This window comes from Microbacterium sp. JZ31 (assembly GCF_016805985.1).
GTDB lineage: Bacteria > Actinomycetota > Actinomycetes > Actinomycetales > Microbacteriaceae > Microbacterium.
On record NZ_CP017661.1, the window covers coordinates 602174 to 628897 of the forward strand.

Sequence of the window (26724 nt, forward strand, 5' to 3'; positions counted from 1 at the left end):
ATGCCGCGCCGGCTCAGGCCGTCGGTTTGGTGTCCTTGCCGTCGAGCCAGAGACGGTCCGAGTCGTCGCGGTGCACGCCGGCCGAGCCGACGTGCTTGTCGTCGATCCGGTCGCCCTTCGTGATGACGTGCACGAGCGCCATCGCGTGTCCACGGCCGAGCCCGTACTCGTCGGCGAGCCACTGCACGATCGGCGTGGCCTTGGTGCCCGGGCCGAAGCCGCGCTCGGCGGCGAGCTCGATGAAGCGACGCGGCGTGACGCCGGTCTTGGTCTCGATGTTGTCGAGGTAGGACTGGAAGGACATCAGCGGAACTCCTGGATGGGGTGGGGATGGGCGTCTGGTGGGACTCAGCCGACGGCGGGAAGGTCGATCCGGATGATCCGGTCGTCGTCGGGGCCGGGGTCGCCGCGGCCGTCCGTGTTGTTGGTGAGGATCCAGATGCCGCCGTCCGGCGCCGCGATCACGTCGCGCAGGCGGCCGAACTCGCCGCGATGCAGCTCGACGGCGTTCCCCGGGTCGGCCACCGCGACCGCGCGCAGGAGCGAGCCGCGCAGGTTCGCGATCAGGATCACGTCGTCGACGATCGCCAGGCCGCTCGGGCTCGCCTCCGGCGTGGTCCACTGCTGCACGGGGTCGAGGAAGCCGCCGGCCTCGCCTCCCGCGCCCTCGACCTCCGGCCAGCCGTAGTTGCCGCCGGCCTCGATGCGGTTGAGCTCGTCCCAGGTGTCCTGTCCGAACTCCGTGGCGAACATCGTGCCGTCCGGGGCCCACCCGAATCCCTGCACGTTGCGGTGACCCATCGAGTAGACGAGCGTCGCCGGATCCGGGTTGCCGGGGGCGGGGTCGCCGTCCGGCGTCATGCGCAGGATCTTCCCGCCGAGCACGGACGGATCCTGCGCGCTCGCCGGGTCGCCGGCGTCGCCGACCGACGCGTACAGCATGCCGTCGGGCCCGAAGTGGATGCGTCCGCCGTTGTGGATGTTGCTCGTGGGCAGGCCGTCGAGGATCGTCTCCGCCGCGCCCAGGGACGGGGCGGCGGGGTCGCCCGTCAGCTCGATCCGCTGGATGCGGTTGCCGCCCGCGGCCTTCGAGTAGGCGTACAGGCGCCCCTCGTCGTCGAACGCGAGACCGAGCAGGCCGCCCTCGCCGTCGGCGACCACGCCCTCCACGACGCCGACCTCGTGCGCCCTGCCGTCCTCGGCGAGACGCAGGATGCGCCCCGAGTCGCGCTCGCTCACCAGCACGAGATCGTCCGAGCGCGCAATGGACCACGGCGCCTCGAGCCCGGTCGCGACCACCTGGGGCCCGGTCGGGGCGGCGGGGGCGGTGGAGGGCGGATCCGTCGCCGCCGGATCCGCGGCGGACGGTGAGGTCGTCGCGGCCGGGGGAGCGGCCGTGGGGTCGGGATCCGCTGCGGCGCAGCCCGCGACCGCGAGCGCCACCCCCACCAGCAGCACCGCCACCCGAGCCGTCATGGGGACACGGTACCGCCGAGCCGGGAGCGCGCGGGAGGGCGCCGGGTCACTCCCCGGACAGCAGCCCCTCGCGCTGGGCGCCCGCCAGCATGGCGCGCAGCATGCGGCGCAGCTCGCGGCGATCCCGCGCGTCCAGCTCCCCGGCCATGACCGACTCGAGCCCGGCGACGCGGGGCCGCAGCTCGGCCACCGTGGCGCGGCCGGCGTCCGTCAGCTTCAGCACGTTGCGCCGGCGGTCGGACGCATCCAGCGCTCGCTCGATCAGGCCGCGCCGCGTCATGCGGGCCACGAGGTCCGCGATCGTGGACCGGTCGAGATCGAGCTCGGCCCCGAGTGTCGCCTGGCTCGAGCCGGGCAGGCGCTCGAGCACGGTCAGGACGGCGTACTGCACGCTCGTGACGTCGCGGGAGACGTCGCGCTGCCACGCGGCGAGGTGCATCTGCTGCGCACGACGCAGCAGATGACCGAGGTGCCGCAGGGGCTCCGGCGCATCGTCGATCGGGTCGTCCACCCGTTCATCCTGCCCCAGCGCGAAGCATGTCGGCGCCGTGCGTCGGCGTCGCGGAAGGGACGGAGGGCGCGGTGGGGGCGGCGACCGCCGAGTAAGGGAGGGCGCGGAAAGTAAGATCGTCCATCGTGGCGAAGAGGCAGACCAGCACCCGAGGCATGAGCGGCAACCCGGCCAAGCGCGGCGCATCGCGCACCGCGGCGTCGCCGGCGACGCGTCCCGTGACGCTCGGCGACTGGATCGGCGCCTCCCGGCTGCGCACGCTTCCCCTCGCGGTCGCGCCCGTCGTGATCGGCACGGGCGCCGCGATCCTCGTGACCGGCGTGTTCCACTGGGTCATCGCGCTCACGTGCCTCGTCGTCGCGGTCGCCCTGCAGATCGGCGTGAACTACGCCAACGACTACAGCGACGGCATCCGCGGCACCGATGCGCACCGCGTGGGACCCGCGCGCCTGACCGCCTCGGGACGGGTGCGGCCGCGCACCGTGCTCATTGTCGCCTTCGTGTTCTTCGCGATCGCGGCCGTCGCGGGTCTGGCGATCACGATCCGCACGCAGCAGTGGTGGTTCATCGCCGTGGGCGCCGCCTCGATCATCGCCGCCTGGTTCTACACGGGCGGCAAGCGCCCCTACGGCTACAACGCGCTGGGCGAGGTGTTCGTCTTCGTCTTCTTCGGCCTCGTGGCGACGCTCGGCACGACGTGGGTGCAGGCCCTCGCGCTGCCGCAGGAGGCGTGGCTCGGCGCGATCGGCGCGGGTCTGCTGGCGTGCGCCGTGCTGCTCGCGAACAACCTGCGCGACATCGAGCAGGACGCACGCGTCGGCAAGCGCACGCTCAGCGTGCTGATCGGCCGTCGCGCCACGCAGGTCCTGTACACGGTGTTCGTCCTGCTGGCCTTCGCCACGACGTGGTTCCTGGCGTTCTTCTACCCGATCGCGTGGCTGGCCTCGCTCGCGCTGCTCGCCGCCGGCCCCGCCATCCTGATCGTCTGGACCTACCGTCAGCCGCGCGAGCTGGTCACGGCACTCGCGCTGACGTCCCTGACGTCGCTCGGCTACGCCGGCTTCCTGTTCTGGGCGTTCGTGGGCTGAGCCGGATCGTCCGGCGTGGTCGCGCTCCCTCCGCCCGGCGACGGGAGGGTCACTCCTCGCGGTTCGTCGGCCCGGAGACGCCGCCGCGCGAGGCGCGCTCGTTCGCCTCGTCCTCGAGTTCGTCCTCGATCTCGCGCTCGGTCTTGCCGCGCGGCGCGCTCTCGGCCGCCTCGCGGCGGGCCGCGAGCGACTGCGACACCTGCGCGAGCGGGCGGCGCAGGAACAGCACCGAGATGCTCACGCCGATGAGCGCGGCGAAGATCGCGGCGAGCCACCACAGCTCGTGGAAGGCGGGCAGCAGCATCATCAGGCCGAACGGCACCAGGAACGCCGCGAGGCGCAGCACCGAGTAGACGAGGAGGGAGACACCGGCCGACTTCTTCACGCCACGAGTCTAGATTCGGCGCCTGAGCAAGCACCGGGCCGACGGATGTCAAGCCGATCCCGTGCACAGGCAGCGCGCCTAGGATGAGGAGGTGGCACGCCTTCTCATCGTCCTCGGCATCGCCGCCGTCGTGTTCTGGGTCTTCAGCATCGTCGACTGCGCGGTACAGCCTCCGTCGCGCCACCGCGGAGTGTCGAAGGGGGCGTGGATCGCGATCGTTGTGCTGATCCCCGTGCTGGGCGGCATCCTGTGGTTCCTGCTGGGACGTGCCCGCAAGCAGCCTCCCGGGCGCGTGCTCGCGCCCGACGACGACCCGAACTTCCTCGGCACGCTGAAGGGCGTGAGCGACCAGGACGAGCGCATCCGCCTGCTCGAGGAGGAGCTCGCGCGCCTGGACTCGGAGGACGACGCCTCCCCGGCGCAGGGGAACGAGCCCGACGACGACAAGCCCGAGGAGCCGGGCACGGACGATGACCCCCGCGGCCGCCGCGGCGGGGACGCCCTGACGTGACGCCCGCCGGCTCGCCCGCGAGCGACGCCGCGGCCGCGCTGCTCGACGAGCTCGTCGCACGGGGTGTTCGGCACGTCGTCGTGAGCCCCGGGTCGCGCTCCCAGGCGCTGGCCCTCGCGGCCGCCGCGCTCGAGCGTGCCGGACGCATCCGGCTGCACGTGCGGATCGACGAGCGCGTCGCCGGCTTCACGGCGCTGGGCATCGGACGCGAGACGCGCGAGCCCGCGGCCGTGATCTGCACGTCCGGCACCGCCGTGGCGAACCTGCTGCCGGCCGTCCTCGAGGCGCACCACTCCGGCGTGCCGCTGCTGCTGCTCACGGCCGACCGGCCGCCCGAGCTGCGCGGCATCGGCGCGAACCAGGCGACGACCCAGCCGGGCATCTTCGGAGAGTTCACGCGCTTCGCGGTCGACGCGCCCGTCCCGTCCGGCGATCCGGATCAGGATGCCGCGGTGCGCGCGCTCGCGGACCGCGCCTACGACGCGGCCGTCGCACCGATCCCCGGCCCCGCGCACCTGAACCTGCCGTATCGCGAGCCGCTCGCGGGGGAGCTGCCCGAGTGGTTCACGGGTCCCCCGCAGGACCTCCGGGAACCGCGCGCCCACGGCGGAGAGGACGCCGCCTCCCACCCCGCGGGCTCCGGCGCGCACGCCCTCGCGCACGGCCCGCGCACGGTGGTCGTCGCGGGAGCGGACGCCGGAGCCGCGGCCGAGCAGCTCGCGCACGAAGGCGGCTGGCCGCTGATCGCCGAGATCGTGAGCGGATCGCGCTACGGGCGCCAGATCGTGCACGGTTACCGCACGCTGCTGCGCGATGCCGAGCTCGGCGGCCGCATACAGCGCGTGGTCGTCTTCGGGCATCCGACCCTGTCGCGCGAGGTGGCGGCGCTGCTGTCCCGCGCGGACGTCGAGGTCGTCGCGGTGCGCGGCCCCGGCGAGGATCTCGATCTCAACCATGAGACGACGCACGTCGACGCGGTCGCGGTGACGCCGGGCGATCCGGATCGCGCGTGGCTCGGGGCGTGGATGCGCGCGTCGGCCGCGCAGGTCGTCGACCTCGACGCGCCGGCACCGGATCTCGCCGGACTGTCGTCGACGGATCCGCGCGCCCGCGCGCAGGCGAACCGTGCGGAGCTCGACGCCGTGCGGCGACCGCTCGACCGGGAACAGCTCGTGGCGGCGGTGTGGGCGGCGACGTGGCCGCACGACCGGCTGATGTTCGGGTCGTCGCGCATCGTGCGCGTGGCCGACGCCGTGCTGCCCGGAAAGCGCGTGCCCGTGCACGCGAACCGCGGACTCGCGGGCATCGACGGCACGATCGCGACCGCACTCGGCATCGCGCTTGCGAGCCAGGACGGCGACCGCCCTGGCCTGACACGCGTCCTCCTCGGCGACCTCACGCTGCTGCACGACGTCGGCGCCCTGCTGCTGCCGGTGTCGGAGCAGGACCCCCGCATCCAGCTGATCGTCGCGAACGACGGCGGCGGCACGATCTTCGACGGTCTCGAGGTCGCGGCCCTCGCCTCGCGCGACGACATGGAGCGCGTGCAGTACACCCCGCAGGCCGCGGATCTCGCGGCGCTCGCCGCGGCCTACGGCTGGGAGCACACGCGCGTGACCACGCGATCCGCGCTCGACCAGGCGCTGATCGCCCCCGGGAAGCGCCGGATCATCGAGGTCCCGCTCGACCGCTGAGGGGCTCCTATCCGGTAGAAAAGGGCGCATGATCGCCCAGAGTCAGACCCACTGGACCGACGACGCCGTGCACGCGCTGCGGGTGACGAAGGGCGTGCGGCTCGCGGACATCGATCCGGAGTCGACGCCCGGCTACGCCGGTGACAAGCACGACGGGGCGGCCGACCTGAAGGCGGGGCTCGCCCAGCTCGCCGAGTACCAGGAGCGGCTATACGCGGCCAGCCGCGGCGGCACCGCCAAGGACTCGGTGCTGCTCGTGCTGCAGGCGATGGACTCGGCGGGCAAGGGTGGCGTGGTGCGCCACGTCGTCGGCGGCGTCGATCCGCAGGGGATCCAGCTCGCGGCCTTCAAGGCGCCGACCGAGGAGGAGCTCGCGCACGACTTCCTGTGGCGCATCGAGAAGCGCCTCCCCGGTGCCGGCCTCATCGGGGTGTTCGACCGCTCGCACTACGAGGACGTGCTGATCGGCCGGGTGCGCGGGCTGGCCGACCGGCAGGAGCTCGAGCGCCGCTACGGCGCGATCGTCGACTTCGAGCGGCGCGTGGCCGACCGCGGCACCCGGATCGTCAAGGTCATGCTGCACATCTCGCCGCAGGAGCAGGGGGAGCGGCTGATGGAGCGCCTCGAGCGCCCCGACAAGCACTGGAAGTACAACCCCGGCGACGTGGACGAGCGCGCGCACTGGTCGGCGTACATGGACGCGTATCAGACCGCCATCGCGCGCACGTCGACCGACGACGCGCCCTGGTACGTGGTGCCCGCGAACCGCAAGTGGTACGCGCGCCTGGCGGTGCAGGAGCTGCTGCTGGAGACCCTCGAGGCCATCGACCCCCAGTGGCCCGCTGCCGACTTCGACGTCGAGCACGAGAAGCAGCGGCTCCGCGCGACGCTCTGAGCCCGGGCCTAGGCTGGGCGGGTGAGCACCCGCGTCGTCATCGCTCCCGACAGCTTCAAGGGCACGTGCCCCGCCGCCGAGGCGGCGAGGGCGCTCGCGGACGGATGGCTGAGCGGGCGGCCGGGGGACGACGTCGTCCTGCGCCCCATGGCGGATGGCGGCGAGGGCACGATCGACGCCTTCGCCACCGCGATCCCGGACGCCCGGCGGATGCCGGTGCGCGTCACCGGTCCGGCGGGGATGCCCGTCGACGCCGCGTGGCTGCTGCTGCCGCCGAACGACGATGCGCCCGGCGGCACGGGTGTGGTGGAGCTCGCCTCGACGTCGGGCATCGAGCTGCTGGGGGCAGGGCTCCGCGGCCGCGACGCGTCGACGCTCGGCTTCGGGCAGGCGATCCGCGCGGCGCTGGATCACGGCGTCTCGCGGCTCATCCTCGGAATCGGCTCCAGCGCCTCCACGGACGGCGGCATCGGCGCCCTCACGGCGCTGGGTGCGCGGTTCACGGACGCGTACGACCTGTCGATCCCGCCCGGCGCGGCGGGCTTCGGCGAACTCGCGAAGGCCGACCTCACGCGGCTGCGCCCCGCCCCCGACGGCGGCGTGCTCGTGCTCACCGACGTGACCAACCCGCTCACGGGCCCGCGCGGCGCCGCGGCCGTGTTCGGCCCGCAGAAGGGCCTCGACGCCGAGGGGATCGCGCGCGCCGACGCGGGGCTTGCCCGGCTCGCGACGCTGCTCGACGCGGACCCGGAGACGCCCGGTGCCGGAGCCGCGGGCGGCACGGGCTTCGGCCTGCTCGCGTGGGGCGCGCGCCTCGTGGGCGGTGCGGCCGAGATCGCCGGGCTGACCGGCCTCGCCGGCGCGATCGACGGTGCGGGTGTCGTCATCACGGGCGAGGGCTCGTTCGACGGGCAGTCCGCGGACGGCAAGACGCCGTCGTTCGTCGCCGGTCTGGCGCGCGCGGCCGGAGCGCGGATCGCGCTGGTCGCGGGCAGGATCGCCGACGACGCCGACACGGACCACATCCGCGCCGTGTCCCTGACCGAGCTCGCCGGCTCCCCGGACGCGGCGATGGCGGAGCCGCGGCGCTGGCTGCAGGAGGCGGGCGAGCGGCTCGCACGCGACGGAGAGGACGACGACCGATGGATCTGACGAACTGGGCGGGCAACGTCCGCTTCCGCGCGAGCCGGATCGCGACGCCCGCGACGGTCGACGACGTCCGGGACATCCTGTCCCAGCCCGGCCACGTGCGGGCCCTCGGCACGGGGCACTCCTTCAGCCTGATTGCCGACACCGAGGCCACCCTGGTGTCGACCACGGGTCTCGTCGCGCCACCCGAGATCGACGCCGACGCGCGCACGGTCACGGTCGGCGCGGGCACGCGCTACGGTCACCTGGCCCGGGCGCTCGAGGAGCGGGGCTGGGCGCTGTCGAACCTCGCGTCGCTGCCGCACATCTCGATCGGCGGTGCCATCGCGACCGGCACGCACGGATCCGGCGACGGTGTCGGAACCCTGTCGTCCACGGTCGCGGGGCTCGAGCTCGTGACCCCGACCGGGGACGTCCTGACGCTCCGCCGCGGCGACGAGATGTTCGACGGCGCGGTCGTGTCGCTCGGCGCACTCGGCATCGTCACCCGCGTCACGCTCGACATCGAGCCGTCGTTCGAGGTGCGCCAGCGCCTGTACGAGCAGCTGCCGATCGAGACGGCGCTCGCGCACTTCGACGCGCTGATGGGCGCGGCCTACAGCGTGAGCCTGTTCCTGCGGTGGACGGACCCGGACGTGATCGACCAGGTCTGGACGAAGTCGCGCGCCGAGGAGGCGCCGACGATCCCGGGCGATCCCGCTCCCGCGACCGCGCCGCGGCACATGCTCGCCGGCGTCTCGCCGGATGCGTGCACGCCGCAGCTCGGCGACCCCGGCCGCTGGCTCGACCGGCTGCCGCACTTCCGCCTCAGCCACACGCCCTCGAGCGGGGCCGAGCTGCAGTCCGAGCACCTCGTGCCGCGTCGGCATGCGGTGGCGGCGATCCGCGCGCTGCGCGAGCTCGCGGACGACATCGCCCCGCTGATCCAGGTCACCGAGATCCGCTCGATGCGCGCCGACCGGCTGTGGCTGAGCCCCGCCTACGAGACCGACGCCGTGGGACTGCACTTCACCTGGCTGCCGGACCAGCCGGCGGTCGAGGCCGTCGTGGCGAGGATCGAGGCCGCGCTCGCCGCGTTCGACGCCCGCTCGCACTGGGGCAAGCTCTCGACGATGACGGCCGCGGCGCGCGCCGCGGTCTGGCCGCGCCTGGGAGAGTTCGCCGCGCTCACGCGCGAACTCGACCCCGAGCGGCGGATGCGCAACCCCTACCTCGGCTTCCTCGACGAGATCTGAAGCCGTCGCACCTGCCGCGGGCCGATCTACGCGAGGGCGTCCACGATGGGGCGGAACTTCACGCGGGTCTCGAGCAGCTCGGCCTCGGGCACGCTGCCCGCGACGATGCCGCCGCCCGCGTGCGCCGTGACGGTCCGCGTCTCGGCGCCGTCGACGGCCGGGCCGTCCTCCGTCTGCTCGCCGGGCGCACCGAACTGCGCGCAGCGCAACGCGATCGCCCACTCGCCGTCGCCGTTGCCGTCGATCCAGCCGACCGGACCGGCGTAGCGGCCGCGGTCGAACGGCTCGATGCGGCGGATCGCGGCCATGGCCGCGTCGCGCGGCGTGCCGGCGACCGCGGCGGTGGGGTGCAGCGCCCGCACCATGTCGAGCGCGGTGGCGCCGTCGGACAGCGTCCCCTCGACGTCCGTCGCGAGGTGCCAGAGGTTCGGCAGCTTGAGGGTGAACGGCTGCTCCGCGGCCGCCAGCGCGGACGTGTGCGGCCGCAGCGCGTCGACGACCGACCGCACGGCGTACTCGTGCTCGTCGACGTCCTTCGGGTTGGCGGCGAGCTCGGCGATGATCGCGGTGTCCTCGTCGGCGTCCGCGCCGCGCGGCCGCGTGCCCGCCAGCACGCGTGCGCTCACCTCGCCGCCGCGCACGGTGACGAGCGTCTCGGGGCTCGCGCCGATGATCCCCTCCACCGCGAAGGTCCAGGTATCCGGGTAGCCGCTCGCGAGCGCGCGCACGAGCCGGCGCAGGTCGGCGTCGACCGGCGCCGTGCCGGCGATGTCGCGCGCGACCACGACCTTCTTCACCTCGCCGGCCTCGATCGCCGCGAGAGCCCGGCGCACCGCGTCGCCGTGTGCGACCGGATCCATCCGGCCGGGACCGACCGTCGCCGACCAGTGCGGACCGTACTCGCGCGGTTGCGCGGCGGCCCAGCCGCTGTCGAACGCCTCCGACTCCGCGTGCCGCACCCGCGTGATCCACGATCGTCCGCCGCGCCGGCCGAGGATCAGCGACGGCACGGTCAAGACGCTCCTCTGGGCGGAATCGTCGTCGAACGCGAACGCGCCGAACGCCACGAGCCCCGTGCCGGGAAGCCGCACCTCATCGTCGATCTCGGCCACCGCCATCACCTGGCGCCAGGCCGCCGCGATCCGCGCGAGGCGGTCGGGACCGGTCACGTCGATGCGGAGCATCTCGCGCCCCGTCCCGACGAGCAGGTCGCCGCGTCGCTGCCACGCGAGCGGCCACGACGGGTCCGCCCACCGCAGCGGATCCTCGACGGGATCCACCTCCCGGGTCTCCGCGATCAGACGCGGAACGCGCTCCTCGGGCGGAAGGGAGCGGGGTTCGGGCACCCCTCCAGCTTAGATCCGCCGGTCGGGACGGGCCTTGCGGCCGACATAGGCTCGGACCATGCCCCGTCCCGCTCCCGGTACCCCGCTCGCCTTCCGCTGGCGCAAGTGGGACGGCTCTCCGCACTGGGAGCACGAGTGCGTCTACCTCGGCGCTGATCAGTGGGGCGACTGGGTCGGACAGCGGGCCGGATCGCACAGCTTCCGACCCGGGCGGGAGGTCACGACCACCGCGCCGAGCGTCATGATGCTGCCGTCGGGCCGTCAGGACTACGTGCTCACAGTGAACGGCGAGCCCGAGCTGACCCGCGTCTACATCGACATCGCGTGGGCCGTGCAGTGGCCGGACGGGGAGCTCCCCACGGCGATCGACATGGACCTCGACGTCGTGCGACGCCTCGACGAGCGCGGCGTCTACATCGACGACGAGGACGAGTGGGAGGAGCACCGCGTGCGGTACGGCTACCCCGTGCGTGTGATCGAGGCGCTGGAGGCGACCGCCCATGACCTTGAGCGGCGCGTGCGGGCCTTCCAGCCCCCGTTCGACGACGCGACCGCCGACCAGTGGCTGGCCAGGCTCGCCGAACTAGACTCGAACGCGTGAACTCTGCCGCCGGACGCCCAGGACACAACCGCGCCGATCTCGGCAAGGACCCGGCGCGCGTCAGCGGCATGTTCGACCAGGTCGCCGCGAAGTACGACGTCACGAACACGGTGCTGAGCGTCGGCAACGACCGCCTCTGGCGTGCGGCCACGACGCGCGCGGTCGCGCCGCGGCCCGGCGAGCGCATCCTCGATCTCGCCGCCGGCACGGGCGCCTCCTCGATCTCGCTCGCCCGCAGCGGCGCGCACGTGGTGGCGGCCGACTTCTCGCCCGGCATGATCGCCGAGGGCCGCCGCCGGCACGGCGACGTGCGCAACCTCGAGTTCGTCGAGGCCGACGCCACCGCGCTGCCGTTCGACGACGCCGAGTTCGACGCGGTCACCATGTCGTTCGGTCTGCGGAACGTCAAGCAGCCGCAGCGCGCGCTCGCCGAGCTCCTGCGCGTGACCAAGCCCGGCGGCCGCCTCGTGATCTGCGAGTTCTCGCACCCGCCGCGACCCGCCGTCCGCGGTCTCTACCGCTTCTACAACGACCGCATCCTGCCCCGCCTCGCACGTGCCGTGAGCTCGAACACCGAGGCGTACGACTACCTCAACGAGTCCATCAAGGACTGGCCGGATCAGCGCACGCTGTCGTCCTGGATCCGAGACGCCGGCTGGACGGACGTCGCGTATCGCGACCTGAGCTTCGGCATCGTCGCCCTGCACCGCGCCGGCAAGCCGAGGTCCTTCGACGCCGAACCGGAGGGCCGCCGTGGCGCGGGACCCGCCGGTAGGCTGGAGTCGTGACACCCCGACCGGCGACGGGCTCCGCCATCGCGAGCCGATTCGGCCTGAGCGACCGCGTTTTCGCCGGGCCCGGATCGAGGCGTCTCGTCGGCTCGATCGAGGACGGCCTCGAGATCGTCGAGGCGCGCCTCGCCGAGGAGCTGCACTCCACCGATGCGCTCGTGGACTCCACGGCCCGCTACCTCTACGAGGCGGGCGGCAAGCGTGTGCGGCCCATGCTCACGATGCTCGCCGCACAGCTCGGCGACGGGGCGAACCAGAGCGTGATCGACGCCGCGACGGCGCTCGAGCTCACGCACCTGGGATCGCTGTACCACGACGACGTGATGGACGGGGCGGACCGCCGCCGCGGCGTCGCGAGCGCGCATCGCGTGTGGGGCAACAGCATCGCGATCCTCACGGGCGACCTGCTGTTCTCGCGCGCCAGCCAGATCATGGCGCGCCTGGGCAACAGGGCCATGTCGCTGCAGGCCGACACGTTCGAGCGCCTCGTGCTCGGTCAGATGCACGAGACCGTGGGCGTGCAGCCCGGCGAGGACCCCATCCGGTTCTACATCCAGGTGCTCGCCGACAAGACCGGATCGCTCATCGCCGCCTCCGTGCAGGCCGGGGCGATCTTCTCCGACGCGTCCGAGAGCACGCACGAGCCGCTGCGGCTCTACGGCGAGAAGGTCGGCGTGGCGTTCCAGCTGCTCGACGACGTGATCGACCTCTCGGCCGATCCTGCCGAGACCGGCAAGGTGCCCGGCACCGACCTGCGCGCGGGTGTGCCGACGATGCCGTACCTGCTGCTGGCGCAGTCGGATGCCCCCGCAGACCGCGCCCTGACCGCGCGCATCGACGACGGCGTCGCGCGCATCGGCGCGGGGGAGGACCCGGCGATCCTGGATCAGCCGCTCGCCGATCTGCGCGACCACCCCGCGACCGCCCGCACGCGAGAGCTCGCGCTGACCTGGACCCGCGAGGCGATCGCCGCGCTCGAGCCGCTCCCGCGCGGCGGGGTGCGCGAGGCGCTCGTCCGCTTCGCCGAGTCGCTCGTCGACCGCAGCAGCTAGCGTGCCGGGCGAGCGCCCAGCCGCGGCGCGAGAGACTGTGCGCACATCCACGAAAGGCAATCAATGACCAAGCTGAGGCTGGCCATCGTCGGCGCAGGACCCGCCGGCATCTACGCCGCGGACATCCTGCTCAAGACCGAGCGCAAGTTCGACGTCTCGATCGACCTGTTCGAGCACCTCCCCGCCCCGTACGGCCTCGTGCGCTACGGCGTCGCGCCCGACCACCCGCGCATCAAGGGCGTGATCGGCGCGCTGCGCGAGGTGCTCGACCGCGGCGACATCCGCCTGTTCGGGAACGTCCGCTTCGGCGAGGACATCACACTCGACGACCTCAAGCGCCACTACAACGCCGTCATCTTCGCGACCGGCGCGGTGCGCGACGCCGACCTGGACATCCCCGGCATCGACGCCGAGGGCTCGTTCGGCGCCGCCGACTTCGTGAGCTGGTTCGACGGCCATCCCGATGTGCCTCGCACGTGGCCGCTCACGGCGTCGTCGGTCGGCGTGATCGGCAACGGCAACGTCGCGCTCGACATCTCGCGCATCCTCGCCAAGCACGCGATCGACCTGCTGCCCACCGAGGTGCCGCAGAACGTCTACGAGATCCTCGAGGCCTCGCCTGTCACCGACGTGCACGTGTTCGGCCGCCGCGGTCCCGCGCAGGTGAAGTTCACGCCTCTCGAGCTGCGCGAGCTCGGCGAGCTGCGCGACGTCGACATGGTCGTGTACGACGAGGACTTCGACTACGACGAGGCGTCGAAGGCCGCGATCGAGACCAACAAGCAGGTCAAGGTCATCGACCGCGTGCTGCAGTCGTGGCGTCAGCGCGACTCGGCGAACAACGCGGGCGGCACGGCGTCGCGCCGGCTTCACCTGCACTTCTGGGCCCGGCCCGTCGAGGTCAAGACCGACGAGGAGGGGCGCGTCGCCGCCCTCGTCTACGAACGCACGCGACCGGACGGTCAGGGCGGCGTCGCCGGCACGGGTGAGCTGCGCGAGGTGCCGATGGGTCAGCTCTACCGCGCCGTGGGCTACTTCGGCTCGCCGCTGCCCGGCGTGCCCTTCGACGAGAAGCACGGCGTGATCCCGAACCACGAGGGACAGGTGCTCTCGCACGACTCGAACGAGCGCATCCCCGGGATGTACGCGACCGGCTGGATCAAGCGCGGACCGGTCGGCCTCATCGGCCACACCAAGTCGGACGCGATGGAGACCATCCAGCACCTCGTGACCGATCAGGGCTCGTGGTGGCAGCCCGCCGACCCCTCGGAGGACGCCATCCCCGCCCTGCTCGCCGAGCGCGGCGTGGCGTGGACCGACCTGGACGGCTGGCACCGCCTCGACGCGCACGAGGTCGAGCTGGGAGCCCCGGACGGACGCGCGCGCATCAAGGTCGTCCCGCGCGAGGAGATGGTGCGCATCTCCCGCGACTGAGTGAGATCGCTCGCCGGAGCCCGGTCCCGAGAGGGGCCGGGCTTCGTCGTTCCGGGCGCCCGATGCGCGGCGAGAAGCGCCTGCGCGCCGCGCCGTCGGCCGTTCTCTTTGACGCGGGCCGCAGAGTGTGCGCTAGCATCCACTTGAACCGTTTCAAATCGGATCAGGAACCTCGAGGAAGAGAGTCCCGCGTCATGGATGCCGCCCGACACGATCCGCCCGTGGATGCGCCCCTGCTGCGCCTCGCGGACGTGACCAAGACGTTCGGCGCGGTCGTCGCGCTGCGCTCCGGAAGCCTCGCGCTGCGCGCGGGGTCCATCCACGCGCTGATCGGCGAGAACGGCGCGGGCAAGTCGACCCTCGTCAAGATCATCGCCGGGCTCTACCAGCGCGACTCGGGCGAGTTCGAGCTCGCGGGCGAGCCCGTCGACTTCGGCAGCACGGCGCAGTCGAAGGCCGCCGGCATCGCCGTGATCTACCAGGAGCCGACGCTGTTCCCCGACCTGTCGGTCGCCGAGAACGTCTTCATGGGCCGCCAGCTGACCGATCGGATCGGCGGCATCGACAAGCGCGCGATGCGCGACGAGGTCCTGCGGATCTTCGAGCGCCTGGGCGTCGGGATCGATCCGGATCGCGTCACGGACGGACTCTCGATCGCCGACCAGCAGATCATCGAGATCGCCAAGGCCATCTCGCTCGACGCGCGGGTGCTGATCATGGACGAGCCCACCGCGGCGCTCAGCGGCGTCGAGGTCGAGCGCCTGTTCGCCGTCGCGCGCAGCCTGCGCGACGAGGGCCGCGCGCTGCTGTTCATCTCGCACCGCTTCGACGAGGTGTTCGCGCTGTGCGACACCGTCACGGTGATGCGCGACGGCGCCTACGTCGCCACGACCCCGATCGCCGACACGACGGTCGAGGACCTCGTGCGCCAGATGGTCGGGCGCGATGTGACCGAGCTGTTCCCGAAGCTTCCGGCCGAGATCCGCGACGTCGTGCTCGAGGTCGAGGGGCTCACGCGCGCGGGCGTCTTCCGTGACGTCTCCTTCTCGCTGCGCGCGGGGGAGATCCTGGGGCTCGCGGGCCTCGTCGGCGCGGGGCGCAGCGAGGTCGCGCGCGCCGTGTTCGGCGTCGACCGGTACGAGTCCGGGTCCGTGCGGCTCCTCGGCCGCCCGCTGCCGAAGGGCGACGCGCGCGCCGCGACCGCGCGCGGGCTGGCTCTCGTGCCCGAGGACCGCCGCCGGCAGGGCCTCGTGCTGGACCAGAGCGTCACGCGCAACGTCGCGCTCGCGATCCGGGGACGACTCGCGCGCTGGGGCCTGATCTGGGACGGCCGCGAGAGCGCCGCCTCCCGCGAGTGGGCGAGCCGCCTCGAGGTCAAGACCTCGGCGCTCGACACCGAGGCGGGCACGCTGTCGGGCGGCAACCAGCAGAAGGTCGTGCTGGGCAAGTGGCTCGCGACGGACCCGGATGTGCTCATCATCGACGAGCCCACGCGCGGCATCGACGTGGGGACCAAGGCCGAGGTGCACCGCCTGCTGTCGCAGCTCGCCCAGCAGGGCATGGCGATCCTCATGATCTCCTCCGAGCTGCCCGAGGTGCTCGGGATGGCCGACCGCGTGCTGGTGATGCGCGAGGGCCGGATCACGGGCGAGTTCGCGCGCGAGGACGCGACGCCCGAGAACGTGATGCGGGCCGCGACGGCCGAGGCGACGGAGGGCGTGCGATGAACGGCGTGCTGGGGCGCATCCTGACCGCGCGCGAGACGGGCATCGTGCTCGCGCTGCTGATCGTCATCGCGGTCGCGACGGCCGCGAACCGCTCGTTCGTGTTCTCGGGCGACGGCTGGCGCGACCTGCTGCTGACGCCGTCGCTGCTGCTGCTCGTGGCCGTGGGCCAGGCGGTCGTCATCATCACGCGCAACGTCGACCTGTCGGTCGGCTCGGTCGTCGGCCTCACGGCCTACCTGACGGGCCGCCTCTTCATCGACCTGCCGGGCGTCTCGCCGATCCTCGTGTTCGCCGCCGGACTGGGACTGGGCGCGCTGCTCGGTCTCGTCAACGGCGCGCTGGTCGCGTTCGCGAAGGTCCCCGCGCTCGTCATCACGCTCGGCACGATGTACGTCTATCGCGGCATCAACATCGCGTGGACGGGGAGTGACCGGATCAACGCGTCGGACCTGCCGCGCGGCTTCCGCGACCTCGGCACAGGCGGGCTGATCGGCATCCCCTACCTCACGCTCATCGCGGTGCTCGTGCTCGTCGTGGCGGGCTGGTATCTCGCCACCCGGCGCTCCGGGCGGGAACTGTACGCGATCGGATCCGACCCCGCGGCCGCGCACCTGTACGGCCTGCCCGTGACCCGGCGGATCCTCGTCGCCTTCGTCGCGTCGGGTGCGCTGTCGGGCTTCGCGGGCGTGCTGTTCGCCGCCCGCTACGGCACGGTCGCATCCAACGCGGGCTACGGCTGGGAGCTGCAGGCGATCGGCGCCGCGGTGATCGGCGGCGTGGCGATCGCGGGCGGCGTCGGCACTGTGTGGGGCGCGGCCATCGGGGCGTTCCTGCTGCTCACCATCAACCGCGCGCTTCCCATCATCGGGATCGACGACTTCTGGCAGCAGGCCGTCGTCGGCGCCCTGATCATCGGCGCGATCGTGCTGGACCGCGTGCTCGCCGTGCGCCGCCACCGACGACTCGTCGCCCAGCGAGAGGAGCAGCGATGACCGTCACGAGCGACGCCACCACCGTCGTGACCACCCGGACCCCCGCGCACGCGCATCCGTTCTGGCGCCGCTGGCTGCTCACGCGCGAGGCGACGATCATCGCGCTGCTCGTGCTCGTCGTCGCGGTCTCGTTCGCGATCGTGCCCAACTTCGACAGCCCGCTGACGCTCACGTACCTGCTGCGCGACACCGCGCCGATCCTGCTGATCGCACTGCCGATGACGCTCATCATCGTGACCGAGGAGATCGACCTGTCGGTCGCGAGCATCCTGGGCCTGTCGAGCGTGCTGACCGGCGTGCTGACGGCCGCCGGCACGCCGTTCCCCGTCGCGGCGATCGTCGCGATCGTCGCCGGCGCCGTGTGCGGCGTGATCAACGGCTTCCTCGTCACCGTCGTGGGGCTGCCCTCGCTCGCCGTCACGATCGGCACGCTCGCGCTGTTCCGCGGCATCGCGGTGGGACTGCTCGGCACGACGGCGATCACCGAGTTCCCCGAGTTCTGGACGGACCTCGCGAAGGCCCTGATCCCCGGCACCCCGATCCCCGTCATCATGATCCCGTTCGCGCTGCTGGCGCTCGCGTTCGCGATCCTGCTGCATTTCACGCCGCTCGGTCGCGCGCTGTACGCGATCGGGCTGAGCAAGGAGACCGCGCACTTCTCCGGCATCGACGTCGCGCGCACGAAGTTCACGCTGTTCGTGCTGAGCGGCGCCGTGTCGGGCTTCGCGGGCGTCTACTTCACGCTGCTGTACAGCAACGCGCGCGGCGACAACGCGACCGGGCTCGAGCTGCAGGTCATCGCGGCCGTGCTGCTCGGCGGCGTGTCGATCTTCGGCGGCCGCGGAGCGCTGCACGGCGTGATCGCGGGCGTGCTGCTGATCGGCACGCTCGGCAGCGCCCTGCGCCTGGCGGGCGTCAGCGGCGAGGTCATCAACATCATCACGGGCGTGCTGCTCATCCTGTCCGTCGTCTCGGCGTCCGTGCTCGCCTGGGCACGCGGCCGGCGTTTCGCCGCGATCGGGCGTCGGCGCCTGCGACGCACCTAGTCCCTCACCACCCTGCAAGAACGAAGGAAGGCAACAACGATGTTCACGTTCCGCAAGTCCCGCGCCCTGCTGGGCGCCGCGGCGCTCACGATCGGCGTCGCGCTGGTCGCCACCGGATGCTCCGGCGGCGGCAACACCGGAGCCACCGAGGGCGGGGGAGGAGGCGGTGGCGAAGGCGAAGCCACCACCGTCACCTTCCTGCCCAAGAACCTCGGCAACCCGTACTTCGACACCTCCAGCCAGGGCGGCATGGCCGCCGTGGAGGAGTTCGGCGGCACGTTCGAGGAGGTCGGCCCGACCGAGGCGAGCCCCACCTCGCAGGTGCAGTACATCCAGACCGCCGCGCAGCAGGGCGTCAACGCGCTCGTGGTGTCGGCGAACGACCCGAGCGCGCTGTGCGACGCGCTCGAGGAGGCGCGTGCCGCCGGCACGAAGATCGTCACGTTCGACTCCGACACCGACCCGAGTGCCGCGACCTGTTCATCAACCAGGCCACCGCCGAGGGCATCGCCAAGACGCAGGTCGACCTGATCGCCGAGCAGATCGGCGGCGAGGGCGAGATCGCGATCCTGTCGGCGTCGGCCAACGCGACGAACCAGAACGCGTGGATCGAGCTGATGCAGACCGAGCTCGAGGAGAACCACCCCGACATCGAGCTCGTCGACACGGTGTACGGCGACGACGACGACCAGAAGTCGTTCGACCAGACGGCGGCCCTGCTGCAGTCGCACCCCGACCTGAAGGGCATCATCTCGCCCACCACGGTCGGGATCGCGGCCGCGGCGCGCTACCTGTCGACCTCGGAGTTCAAGGGCGAGGTCGCACTGACCGGCCTCGGCACGCCGAACCAGATGCGCGAGTACGTCGAGGACGGCACGGTCACGGCGTTCGCGCTGTGGAACCCGGAGGACCTCGGCTACCTCGCCGCGTTCGCCGCCCAGGCGCTCGTCGACGGCACGATCACGGGCGAGGCCGGTGACACGTTCGAGGCCGGCGACCTCGGCCAGTTCGAGGTCGGCGAGGACGGCGTCGTGCTGCTGGGCGACCCGTTCGTGTTCGACGCGGACAACATCGGCGACTTCGACTTCTGATCGAACGCCAGGAGCCCGGCCCCGTTCGGGGGCCGGGCTCCTTCGCGTGTGCGAGACCTCATCCCCGGCACGGGACATCACCGTGCGGCGATGCCCCGGCGGGCGGCTGAGGTCTCGCGGATGCCGGATCGCGCTAGCCTGCGGACAGGTTCACAACGGGAGGGGGCGCCGTGCTCGCACTGTCTTCGGTCGACCCGGAGGACATCATCGGACCGCTCGCGGGCTTCAGCGTGCTGGCGGTCCTCGTCGGCATCGTGATGTACCTCGGGATGCTCGCGCTGATGCTCTGGCTGTTCTACCTGGTCATCCGCACGGCCGTGAAGAACGGCATCCTCAAGGCCGACGAGGAGCGCGCGGCCCGCGGCTTCGCCGCGGGTCCTCTCGCTTCGCACATCCCGCCGGACGGCCGCGCCGGCTACGGCCCGCCCGTCCCGTAGGGATCCCGCGCGAGACCTCACGCGCACGACGAGACATCGCCGTGCGGTGAGGTCTCGTACCGCGGATGAGGTCTCGCGGCGGGGAGGATCAGCGCGCGGTGCCGGGCGCGCTGGCGCGGCGCGGGCCGCGCCGGCGCTGCGGCGCGGGGGCTCCGGAGGAGCCGCCGTGCGCCGGACGCTGCGGCGCCTGGCCGGTCGACGTGCTGTACATCGGCGTGGCGCCGGCCGCGCGGGGCTGACTGGAGCGCTGTCCGCCCTGGCCGCCCTGGCCGCGGCGCTGACCGCCGCCTCCCTGGCGCTGACCCTGGGCCTGGCGCTGCTCGCCGCCGCCCGAACCGCCGTTGCCGCCGCGGGCCGCGCGCTTGCGGCGCGCGTTGGCGCCCTGCGACTGGCCGCCGCCCGTCGAGCCCTCGGCCGGGGCGTTGCCCGCGCCGGGGCCGCCCGGACGCGGCGCGACCCGCTCGGCGACCTCGCCCACCAGCGCCACGACCTGCGTGCTCGCCGGCGTGACCGACTGCGGCCTGGCCTGGATCGCGGCGCGGCGCAGCAGGATCTCGGTGTCCTTGCGCTGCGACGGCAGCATGAGCGTCACCACGTCGCCGGCCGCGCCCGCGCGCGCCGTGCGGCCCGAGCGGTGCAGGTACGCCTTGTGCTCGGCGGGCGGGTCGACGTGGACCACGAGGTCGATGCCGTCCACGTGCACGCCGCGCGCCGCGACGTCCGTCGCCACGAGCACCTTCACGGCGCCCGACGCGAAGTCGGCGAGGTTGCGGTCCCGCGCGTTCTGCGACAGGTTGCCGTGCAGGTCCACGGCGGGGATGCCGCCGCTCGTCAGCTGCCGGGCGAGCTTCTTCGCCTGGTGCTTGGTGCGGGTGAACAGGATGCGCCGGGCGGTGCCCGACGCGAGCGTCTTGACGAGCTCGGTCTTGGCCTCGGGCGACGCGGCCTCGAACACGTGGTGCGTCATGTCTGCCACGGGCGACTCGGCCGAGTCGATCGCGATGTTCTCGGGGTTCGGCAGGAAGCGCTTGACGAGCTTGTCCACGCCGTTGTCGAGCGTCGCCGAGAAGAACAGGCGCTGGCCGTCGGCCGGAGTCTTCGACAGGATGCGCGTGACGCCGGGCAGGAAGCCCAGGTCGGCCATGTGGTCGGCCTCGTCGAGCACGGTGACGGCGACGCGGTCGAGACGCACGACGCCCTGACCCATGAGGTCCTCGAGGCGGCCGGGGCATGCCACGACGATGTCGACGCCGCGCGCGAACGCGGCCTCCTGCGGCTTCTGCGAGACGCCGCCGAACACGGTCGTGACGCTCAGGCCCGCGGCCTTGGCGAGCGGCTCGACCGTGCGGGTGATCTGGGTGGCGAGCTCGCGCGTGGGGGCGAGCACGAGGGCGACGGGCGAGCCGGCGCGGCCGGAGAGGCGCGCGGCGGCGAGCCGCGCGACGAGCGGGATCGCGAACGCGAGCGTCTTGCCCGAGCCGGTCTTGCCGCGGCCGAGCACGTCGCGTCCCGCGAGGGTCGACGGCAGCGTCTCGCGCTGGATGGGGAAGGGGGTCGGGCGCTCCATCGCGACGAGCGCGTCGACGAGCACGGAGGGCACGCCGAGGTCGGCGAAGGTGGGCTGCTCAGCAGCGGTCATGTGATTCTTTCGGGTGTTCCGGCCGCAAGCGCGCGGGGGCGCGGGCGCATCGGGGCGCGGGCCGGGTGGTGGGCGAACTCGGCGGATGCCGGATCCGTTCGCCGCGGCAGGATGGCGGGTCGTCAGCCGGATGATCCGGCGAGCCCTGGTCTCGGGGAGACCGGTCGAGACACGACGATGCGCCCGAGACTCGGACGCAACTCCCGACCTTAGCACCCCGGAGCGGCGGCGAGCTGACCGCGCCGGCCGGAAGCGGCGGCGATCCGACCGCGCCGGAGGGGAGCGGCGGGGATCCGACGGCGGCGGATCAGCGGACCTGGGCCCGCCACTCGCGGGGCGTGCACCCGTACGCGCGCCGGAACGCGCGGGTAAAGGTGGTCGGATCGTCGAAGCCCGACGCGTAGCAGATCTGCTCGACCGTGCGGCGCTCGGCCGTGTCGGAGAGGAGGCGAGCCGCGATCTGCAGGCGCTGCGTGCGCAGGTACGACGCCGGCGACTGGCCGGACAGCTCGAACGCCTGGTACAGGCGGCGCCGGGAGACGAGGTGCCTGCGGGCCACCTGATCCATGTCGAGCCCCGCGTCGTGCGCGTGCGCGCTCAGGTGCTCCTGCACGGCATGCCGGAGCCCACCCGACGTGCGCGGCACGGCCGCGCCCTCCCCGAGTGAGGCGCGGATCATCGTGCGCGCCAGGTCGCGCGTGACGTGCGCCGCCTCGGGCGACGGACCGGGGGAGAGCGTCTCGATGAACGAGAACAGGTTGCCCGCGGCCACGGCCCGGCGCCCGCCCGGCACCGCGAGCCGCGCGAGCGCCGCCTCCAGCATGCGCGGGGGCACGTCCAGCGACGCGCGGGACAGCTGCAGGATGAGATGGCGCTGGTCGGGCCAGGAGTAGTCGAGGCGATAGGGGCGGTTGGTGGCGTAGAGCACGACCGAGCCCGGCACGATCGCGGCGGCGCGGCCGTCCTGCGCCACCGTGCCGCGCGAGGACAGCTGCAGCGAGATGTGGATGTCGTCGGTCTCGGCCCGGCGCGCCAGCCGGCCGCTGTGCTCGGCGATCAGCCCGCACTCCGTCACGCGCGAGACCGAGAGGCGGTCGTCGACGATCGCGTGCTCCATGCGGGCCCGGAACGTCTTCTCGAAGCCGTCGCAGCGCAGGGGCACGAAGAAGCCGCTGACGACGGCCTCCCAGTCGTCGGCGCTCTCAGCCTCGAGAACTTCCACGTTCGCCTCCACGGTGCGTGGAGCGTAACCGGCGCGCGGAGCGCCGGTCAAACGAACGGCGCGCGGTCATGCACAAAACGCCGGATCGTCACCGCGCGCAGGCCCATACGTTTCTCAGGACCGTCGAGGACGACGGGGGAACAGGAGTGACGATGACGTTCTTCGCGCAGCAGCTCTGGGAGGGCCGCGGCTACATCGCCGGCTGGACCGAGCTCGCCGGCACCACGACCGTGACATCGCCGTCGACCGGCGCGCCGCTCGCGTCGATCGGCTTCGGCGGCGCCGCGGACCTCGACGACGCGGTCGCCCGGGCGGCGGCCGCGCAGCGCGACTGGGCCGCCCGGCCCGCCGACGAGCGCGCTGCCGTGATGCGCCGCGCCGCGGCGATCCTCGACGCGAACACCGACGTGCTCGCGCGCTGGCTCGTCGACGAGGCCGGATCCGGTCAGGGCAAGGCCGCGTTCGAAGCGGGACTCGTCGTCGGCGAGCTGCACCACGCGGCCGCCACGGCGCAGATGCCGTACGGGCAGCTGCTGCAGTCTGTCCACCCGCGCCTGAGCCTCGCGCGCAAGCGCCCCGTCGGCGTCGTGGGCGTGATCTCGCCGTTCAACTTCCCCGCGATCCTCGGCTCGCGCTCGATCTTCCCGGCGCTCGCGCTCGGCAATGCGGTGGTGCTCAAGCCCGACCCGCGCACGAGCATCGCGGGGGGCCTGTTCTTCGCGGCGGTCCTCGAGGAGGCGGGGCTGCCGGAGGGGCTGTTCGCGGTCGTGCCGGGCGGGGCGGACGTCGGATCGGCGCTCGTCGAGCACCCCGATGTGCCCGTCATCTCGTTCACGGGCTCGACCGCGGCGGGGCGGATCATCGGCGAGCGCGCGGGCCGCCTGCTCAAGCGCGCGCACCTCGAGCTGGGCGGCAACAACGCCATGATCGTGCTGCCGGACGTCGACGTCGCCGCGGCGGCATCGGCCGGGGCGTGGGGATCCTTCCTGCATCAGGGGCAGATCTGCATGACGACCGGCCGGCACATCGTGCACGCCGACATCTACGACGAGTACGTGGGGCTCCTGGCTGAGAAGGCGCGTCAGCTGCCCGTCGGCGACCCGTCGACGGGCACCCCGCTCGGTCCGATCATCGACGAGCGCCAGCGCGATCACGTGCACGACATCGTCCGGACGTCCGTGGACGCCGGCGCCCGGCTGCTCGCGGGCGGCGAGTACACCGACCTCTTCTACCAGCCCACCGTGCTGGGAGAGGTGCGGCCCGAGCACCGCGCGTTCACGGACGAGATCTTCGGTCCCGTGGCGCCCGTCCTGCGCTTCGAGGACATCGACGACGCCGTGGATCTCGTCAACGCGAGCGAGTACGGGCTGTCGGTCGCGATCCTGGCGGGCGACGCCTTCCGCGCCTTCGAGCTCGGCGACCGCATCCCCAGCGGCATCCTCCACATCAACGACCAGACGGTCGACGACGAGCCGCAGGCGCCGTTCGGCGGCACGGGATTCTCCGGGACCGGCGCACGCTTCGGCGGGCACGAGGCGAACATCGACGCCTTCACCGAGACCCAGTGGGTCACGGTGCAGTCGCAGATCCAGCGCTACCCCTTCTGACCCCCAGCTCACCCCGACCGGATTCGATCCGGACAACCCGACGGAAAGGACGTGCGACGATGCGCGGACGACGAATGCGAGGGCTGCACGCCGCGGCTCTCATCGCCACGGGGGCCCTCGCCCTCACAGCCTGCTCCAACTCGGCGGACACCGCCGAGCCCACCTCCGACGGCGGCGGCAGCGGCGGCGCCGATGTCGCGGCCGCGGAGGAGTTCCTCACTCCGTGGACAGGCGAAGGCGAGAAGAACCTGCTGATCGACGAGCCGCTGGAGGCGCCGGTCGAGAAGGGCACGCACATCGTGTACCTCGACGTCGGCACGCCCGTCAGCGCCGTGATGTGGCAGAACCTGCAGGCTCCCGCGGAGCTGCTGGGACTCGAGCTCGAGCGCGTCGAGGTGGGACGGGACGCCCAGAGCATCAACTCGGCGATGAACACGGTCGTGGAGCTGGCGCCCGACGGCGTTATCAACATCACGCTCGACCCCATCTTCTTCGAGCCGCAGATCGAGCAGCTGAACGAGCTCGGCATCCCGATCGCGAGCGGCTCGGTCATGAACACCGTGGAGCACGGCCTGCCCGAGGCCTTCAACGGCCCCGAGTGGATGAAGGCCAACGGCGGCGTCCTCGCGGCCGCGGCCGTCGCCCGGTCGGGCGGCGCGGCGGAGTACGTCTTCTACAACGTCCCGGAGTTCCCGTTCTCCGCGCTCGAGCTCGAGGGTGCGCAGGAAAAGCTCGCCGAGCTGTGCCCCGACTGCACGCTGCGCGTCGTGGACATCCCGATCGCCGAGCTCGGTTCGACGGCCGCCGACCGCGTCGTCAGCGACCTGCAGGCGAACCCCGACACGGAGTACTTCATCGCCGCGGTCGACGAGGTCCAGATCGGCCTGCCGCAGAAGCTGAGCCTCGCGGGCCTCGACACCAAGGGCATCGCGATGTGGACCGCGCCGCCGAACTACGAGCAGATCGTCGCGGGCCAGCAGGACGCCACCCTGTCCGTCGACCTCAACCTCATGATGTGGACCGTTCTCGATCAGCTGCTGCGAGAGATGGCGGGCCAGGACTACGAGTGGCCCGACGTCGAGACCCGCGCCGCGACGCTGACCCGCGTCACGGACCAGGCGAACGCGCCGGAGGACCCGGTGACCGGCTACGTCGCGATCGAGGACTACCAGGACCGCTTCGCCGCGAACTGGCTCGCCGAGTAGCGAGTCGCGTGATCGACCGGGAGGGCCCGACCCTGCGGGCCCTCCCGGTCCCGAACCAAGGAGAACCCATGTCCGACGCCGCACCCCTGCTGCGCGTCACCGACCTCGTCAAGGCGTTCCCCAGCCTGATCGCGCTCGACAGCGTGAGCCTCGAGGTCGACCCCGGCGAGATCGTCGCGGTGCTGGGCCACAACGGCTCCGGCAAGTCGACGCTCGTGAAGGTGCTGGCCGGCGCCTACACGTCAGACGGCGGCACGGTCGAGCTCGCCGAGGGCACCGACCTGCACTTCATCCACCAGGACCTCGCCCTCGTGGGGGAGCTGTCGGCCGTGGAGAACCTCGCGCTGGTCAAACGCACCGGAGCCGCAGCGGCCGCGCCCGTGCACCGGGCGGCCGAGCGTGAGCGGACGCGCGAACTGATCGCGCGCTTCGGCCCGGTGTTCGACATCGACGCGCCCGTGCGTGCGCTGACGCCCGCCCAGCGCGCCGTCGTGGCGATCAGCCGCGCCCTGGACGGCTGGGCGCATCCGGCGAACGTGATCGTGCTCGACGAGTCGACGGAGTCGCTGCACCGCAGCGAGGTCGAGGTGCTGTTCGACGCCGTGCGCCGCCTCGCGGCAGACGGCGCGGGCGTGATCTTCGTCTCGCACCGGCTCGACGAGGTGCTGAGCCTCGCGCACCGGATCGTCGTGCTGCGCGATGGGCGGAAGGTCGCCGACGAGCCGGTCGCGGGCGTCGACCACGCGCGGCTCGTCGAGCTGATCACGGGATCCGCGGCAGAGACGGTCGCCGGATCCCACACCGGCACCCGCCGCGACGACGCGGCCCCGGTGCTGTCGGTGCGGGGCCTGCGCGGCGGCACGGTCGAGCACTTCGACGTGCGCCTCCAGCCGGGAGAGGTCGTCGGCGTCGCGGGCGTGCTCGGCTCCGGCCGTGAGGCCGTGCCCTCGCTGCTGTACGGCGCGGCCGAGGCGACGGCCGACGAATTCGCCGTCGCCGGCGCGGAGCATCCGCGGCGCAGCCCGGCGTCGAGCCTGCGACGCGGCGTCGCCTTCGTCCCCGGAGACCGGGCGCGCCTCGGCGCCGTGCGGGACATGAACGCGCGCGAGAACGTGACGCTGCCGCAGCTGCGCACGCTCACGGGACCGGCGGGCGCGATCTCCTCCCGTGCCGAGAAGGCGGAGGTGAGCGCGCTCATGACCGAGTACGGCGTGCGGCCCGCGCTGCCGGAGCAGCGGTTCTCGCTCTTCAGCGGCGGCAACCAGCAGAAGGTCGTGATGGCCCGCGCCCTGCGCGACGATCCGGCCGTCCTGCTGCTCGACGAGCCCACCCAGGGCGTCGACATCGGGGCGAAGGCCGCCATCTACGAGGCGATCGAGCGTGCCGCCGCCGCCGGCACCGCCGTGCTCGTGAGCTCGTCCGACGCCAAGGAGCTGCTGCGCCTGTGCGATCGCGTGATCGTGATGCGCGACGGCCGCGGCGTCGCCGAGCTGAGCGGTGCCGACCTCACCGAGCACCGCCTGGTCAGCGAGGGCTACGGCCTCGCCTGACCTCTCCCCACCCCGTACCCCGAGACATCCCCGGCCGAGG

General features: G+C 72.8%; 24 protein-coding genes and 1 pseudogene. 18 read left to right on the plus strand and 7 right to left on the minus strand.

The window, feature by feature from the left end:
- Positions 1 to 13 precede the first annotated feature (13 nt).
- From BJP60_RS02930 to BJP60_RS02940, 3 genes are read right to left on the minus strand one after another with little or no spacing between them, the layout of a single operon-like run.
- On the minus strand, positions 14 to 304 hold the full coding sequence (locus tag BJP60_RS02930) for a DUF4287 domain-containing protein (protein ID WP_203137445.1): 291 nt from the start codon (positions 302 to 304) through the stop codon (positions 14 to 16).
- 44 nt (positions 305 to 348) lie between these two features.
- Entirely contained in the window at positions 349 to 1476 is a 1128-nt protein-coding gene (locus tag BJP60_RS02935) for a PQQ-dependent sugar dehydrogenase (RefSeq protein ID WP_203137447.1), read from the minus strand.
- A 46-nt stretch (positions 1477 to 1522) separates the two neighbouring features.
- Positions 1523 to 1987 carry a MarR family winged helix-turn-helix transcriptional regulator gene (locus BJP60_RS02940; protein ID WP_203137449.1) on the minus strand — a complete coding sequence of 155 codons (465 nt, stop codon included), beginning with the start codon at positions 1985 to 1987 and terminating at the stop codon, positions 1523 to 1525.
- Between the two features lie 155 nt (positions 1988 to 2142).
- Here BJP60_RS02940 and BJP60_RS02945 point away from each other — a divergent pair, with 155 nt between their 5' ends.
- Positions 2143 to 3075: a 1,4-dihydroxy-2-naphthoate polyprenyltransferase gene (locus tag BJP60_RS02945; protein WP_203138900.1), complete on the plus strand. Its 933-nt coding sequence runs from the start codon at positions 2143 to 2145 to the stop codon at positions 3073 to 3075.
- Between the two features lie 49 nt (positions 3076 to 3124).
- Here the strand turns inward: BJP60_RS02945 and BJP60_RS02950 are convergent, their stop codons facing one another.
- A complete protein-coding gene (locus tag BJP60_RS02950; protein WP_203137451.1) occupies positions 3125 to 3460 on the minus strand; it encodes a DUF4229 domain-containing protein in 336 nt (111 codons plus the stop codon).
- 91 nt (positions 3461 to 3551) lie between these two features.
- On the opposite strand from BJP60_RS02950, the gene BJP60_RS02955 reads away from it, so the two are divergent.
- Genes BJP60_RS02955 through BJP60_RS02975 form a run of 5 tightly spaced genes read left to right on the plus strand, consistent with a single transcriptional unit; the run spans position 3552 to position 8944 of the window.
- Positions 3552 to 3971 carry a PLD nuclease N-terminal domain-containing protein gene (locus tag BJP60_RS02955; protein ID WP_203137453.1) on the plus strand — a complete coding sequence of 140 codons (420 nt, stop codon included), beginning with the start codon at positions 3552 to 3554 and terminating at the stop codon, positions 3969 to 3971.
- Entirely contained in the window at positions 3968 to 5665 is a 1698-nt protein-coding gene (gene menD / locus BJP60_RS02960) for a 2-succinyl-5-enolpyruvyl-6-hydroxy-3-cyclohexene-1-carboxylic-acid synthase (protein WP_203137454.1), read from the plus strand. Before BJP60_RS02955 ends, menD begins: the two co-directional genes overlap by 4 nt.
- Before the next feature lie 28 nt (positions 5666 to 5693).
- Positions 5694 to 6560 carry a PPK2 family polyphosphate kinase gene (locus tag BJP60_RS02965; RefSeq protein ID WP_203137456.1) on the plus strand — a complete coding sequence of 289 codons (867 nt, stop codon included), beginning with the start codon at positions 5694 to 5696 and terminating at the stop codon, positions 6558 to 6560.
- A gap of 21 nt (positions 6561 to 6581) precedes the next feature.
- Positions 6582 to 7712, plus strand: coding sequence for a glycerate kinase (locus tag BJP60_RS02970; RefSeq protein ID WP_203137458.1), 1131 nt, complete (start codon positions 6582 to 6584; stop codon positions 7710 to 7712).
- On the plus strand, positions 7703 to 8944 hold the full coding sequence (locus tag BJP60_RS02975; protein ID WP_203137460.1) for an FAD-binding protein: 1242 nt from the start codon (positions 7703 to 7705) through the stop codon (positions 8942 to 8944). Before BJP60_RS02970 ends, BJP60_RS02975 begins: the two co-directional genes overlap by 10 nt.
- Before the next feature lie 26 nt (positions 8945 to 8970).
- Here the strand turns inward: BJP60_RS02975 and BJP60_RS02980 are convergent, their stop codons facing one another.
- On the minus strand, positions 8971 to 10290 hold the full coding sequence (locus BJP60_RS02980; RefSeq protein WP_238439532.1) for an isochorismate synthase: 1320 nt from the start codon (positions 10288 to 10290) through the stop codon (positions 8971 to 8973).
- Positions 10291 to 10348: 58 nt separating this feature from the next.
- Here BJP60_RS02980 and BJP60_RS02985 point away from each other — a divergent pair, with 58 nt between their 5' ends.
- From BJP60_RS02985 to BJP60_RS03025, 9 genes and pseudogenes are all read left to right on the plus strand, one after another.
- Positions 10349 to 10891 (plus strand): DUF402 domain-containing protein, encoded by a 543-nt coding sequence (locus BJP60_RS02985; RefSeq protein WP_203137462.1) that lies wholly within the window; start codon positions 10349 to 10351, stop codon positions 10889 to 10891.
- Positions 10888 to 11679, plus strand: coding sequence for a demethylmenaquinone methyltransferase (locus BJP60_RS02990; protein ID WP_257793734.1), 792 nt, complete (start codon positions 10888 to 10890; stop codon positions 11677 to 11679). Before BJP60_RS02985 ends, BJP60_RS02990 begins: the two co-directional genes overlap by 4 nt.
- Positions 11676 to 12734 (plus strand): polyprenyl synthetase family protein, encoded by a 1059-nt coding sequence (locus tag BJP60_RS02995; protein WP_203137464.1) that lies wholly within the window; start codon positions 11676 to 11678, stop codon positions 12732 to 12734. The genes BJP60_RS02990 and BJP60_RS02995 overlap by 4 nt, the downstream gene beginning before the upstream one ends.
- Positions 12735 to 12797: 63 nt before the next feature.
- A complete protein-coding gene (locus BJP60_RS03000; RefSeq protein ID WP_203137466.1) occupies positions 12798 to 14168 on the plus strand; it encodes an FAD-dependent oxidoreductase in 1371 nt (456 codons plus the stop codon).
- A 194-nt stretch (positions 14169 to 14362) separates the two neighbouring features.
- A complete protein-coding gene (locus BJP60_RS03005; protein ID WP_203137468.1) occupies positions 14363 to 15895 on the plus strand; it encodes a sugar ABC transporter ATP-binding protein in 1533 nt (510 codons plus the stop codon).
- On the plus strand, positions 15892 to 16887 hold the full coding sequence (locus BJP60_RS03010; RefSeq protein ID WP_203137470.1) for an ABC transporter permease: 996 nt from the start codon (positions 15892 to 15894) through the stop codon (positions 16885 to 16887). Before BJP60_RS03005 ends, BJP60_RS03010 begins: the two co-directional genes overlap by 4 nt.
- On the plus strand, positions 16884 to 17933 hold the full coding sequence (locus BJP60_RS03015; RefSeq protein WP_203137474.1) for an ABC transporter permease: 1050 nt from the start codon (positions 16884 to 16886) through the stop codon (positions 17931 to 17933). The genes BJP60_RS03010 and BJP60_RS03015 overlap by 4 nt, the downstream gene beginning before the upstream one ends.
- A 39-nt stretch (positions 17934 to 17972) precedes the next feature.
- Positions 17973 to 19024: pseudogene (gene rhaS / locus BJP60_RS03020) on the plus strand (rhamnose ABC transporter substrate-binding protein).
- 170 nt (positions 19025 to 19194) lie between these two features.
- Positions 19195 to 19461 carry a hypothetical protein gene (locus BJP60_RS03025; protein WP_203137476.1) on the plus strand — a complete coding sequence of 89 codons (267 nt, stop codon included), beginning with the start codon at positions 19195 to 19197 and terminating at the stop codon, positions 19459 to 19461.
- Between the two features lie 88 nt (positions 19462 to 19549).
- On the opposite strand, the gene BJP60_RS03030 is transcribed toward BJP60_RS03025, so the two are convergent.
- Together BJP60_RS03030 and BJP60_RS03035 are read right to left on the minus strand one after the other, a co-directional pair.
- Positions 19550 to 21100 (minus strand): DEAD/DEAH box helicase, encoded by a 1551-nt coding sequence (locus BJP60_RS03030; RefSeq protein WP_203137478.1) that lies wholly within the window; start codon positions 21098 to 21100, stop codon positions 19550 to 19552.
- A 307-nt stretch (positions 21101 to 21407) separates the two neighbouring features.
- On the minus strand, positions 21408 to 22334 hold the full coding sequence (locus BJP60_RS03035; protein WP_238439533.1) for an AraC family transcriptional regulator: 927 nt from the start codon (positions 22332 to 22334) through the stop codon (positions 21408 to 21410).
- 140 nt (positions 22335 to 22474) lie between these two features.
- On the opposite strand from BJP60_RS03035, the gene BJP60_RS03040 reads away from it, so the two are divergent.
- The 3 genes from BJP60_RS03040 to BJP60_RS03050 all read left to right on the plus strand — a co-directional run bounded on the left by BJP60_RS03040 (position 22475) and on the right by BJP60_RS03050 (position 26684).
- Positions 22475 to 23929 (plus strand): aldehyde dehydrogenase family protein, encoded by a 1455-nt coding sequence (locus BJP60_RS03040; protein ID WP_203137481.1) that lies wholly within the window; start codon positions 22475 to 22477, stop codon positions 23927 to 23929.
- 59 nt (positions 23930 to 23988) lie between these two features.
- Positions 23989 to 25134, plus strand: a complete 1146-nt coding sequence (locus BJP60_RS03045) for a sugar ABC transporter substrate-binding protein (protein ID WP_203137483.1) — start codon at positions 23989 to 23991, stop codon at positions 25132 to 25134.
- A gap of 68 nt (positions 25135 to 25202) precedes the next feature.
- Positions 25203 to 26684, plus strand: coding sequence for a sugar ABC transporter ATP-binding protein (locus tag BJP60_RS03050; protein WP_203137485.1), 1482 nt, complete (start codon positions 25203 to 25205; stop codon positions 26682 to 26684).
- The last annotated feature ends 40 nt before the right edge of the window (positions 26685 to 26724 follow it).

What these genes read in the sequence shown, in the direction of transcription:
- BJP60_RS02930 (WP_203137445.1), bottom strand. Translation starts at nt 304, where the DNA reads ATGTCCTTCCAGTCCTACCTCGACAACATCGAGACCAAGACCGGCGTC.
- BJP60_RS02935 (WP_203137447.1), bottom strand. Translation starts at nt 1,476, where the DNA reads ATGACGGCTCGGGTGGCGGTGCTGCTGGTGGGGGTGGCGCTCGCGGTC.
- BJP60_RS02945 (WP_203138900.1), top strand. Translation starts at nt 2,143, where the DNA reads ATGAGCGGCAACCCGGCCAAGCGCGGCGCATCGCGCACCGCGGCGTCG.
- BJP60_RS02965 (WP_203137456.1), top strand. Translation starts at nt 5,694, where the DNA reads ATGATCGCCCAGAGTCAGACCCACTGGACCGACGACGCCGTGCACGCG.
- BJP60_RS02975 (WP_203137460.1), top strand. Translation starts at nt 7,703, where the DNA reads ATGGATCTGACGAACTGGGCGGGCAACGTCCGCTTCCGCGCGAGCCGG.
- BJP60_RS02985 (WP_203137462.1), top strand. Translation starts at nt 10,349, where the DNA reads ATGCCCCGTCCCGCTCCCGGTACCCCGCTCGCCTTCCGCTGGCGCAAG.
- BJP60_RS03000 (WP_203137466.1), top strand. Translation starts at nt 12,798, where the DNA reads ATGACCAAGCTGAGGCTGGCCATCGTCGGCGCAGGACCCGCCGGCATC.
- BJP60_RS03005 (WP_203137468.1), top strand. Translation starts at nt 14,363, where the DNA reads ATGGATGCCGCCCGACACGATCCGCCCGTGGATGCGCCCCTGCTGCGC.
- BJP60_RS03010 (WP_203137470.1), top strand. Translation starts at nt 15,892, where the DNA reads ATGAACGGCGTGCTGGGGCGCATCCTGACCGCGCGCGAGACGGGCATC.
- BJP60_RS03015 (WP_203137474.1), top strand. Translation starts at nt 16,884, where the DNA reads ATGACCGTCACGAGCGACGCCACCACCGTCGTGACCACCCGGACCCCC.
- BJP60_RS03030 (WP_203137478.1), bottom strand. Translation starts at nt 21,100, where the DNA reads ATGACCGCTGCTGAGCAGCCCACCTTCGCCGACCTCGGCGTGCCCTCC.
- BJP60_RS03040 (WP_203137481.1), top strand. Translation starts at nt 22,475, where the DNA reads ATGACGTTCTTCGCGCAGCAGCTCTGGGAGGGCCGCGGCTACATCGCC.
- BJP60_RS03045 (WP_203137483.1), top strand. Translation starts at nt 23,989, where the DNA reads ATGCGCGGACGACGAATGCGAGGGCTGCACGCCGCGGCTCTCATCGCC.
- BJP60_RS03050 (WP_203137485.1), top strand. Translation starts at nt 25,203, where the DNA reads ATGTCCGACGCCGCACCCCTGCTGCGCGTCACCGACCTCGTCAAGGCG.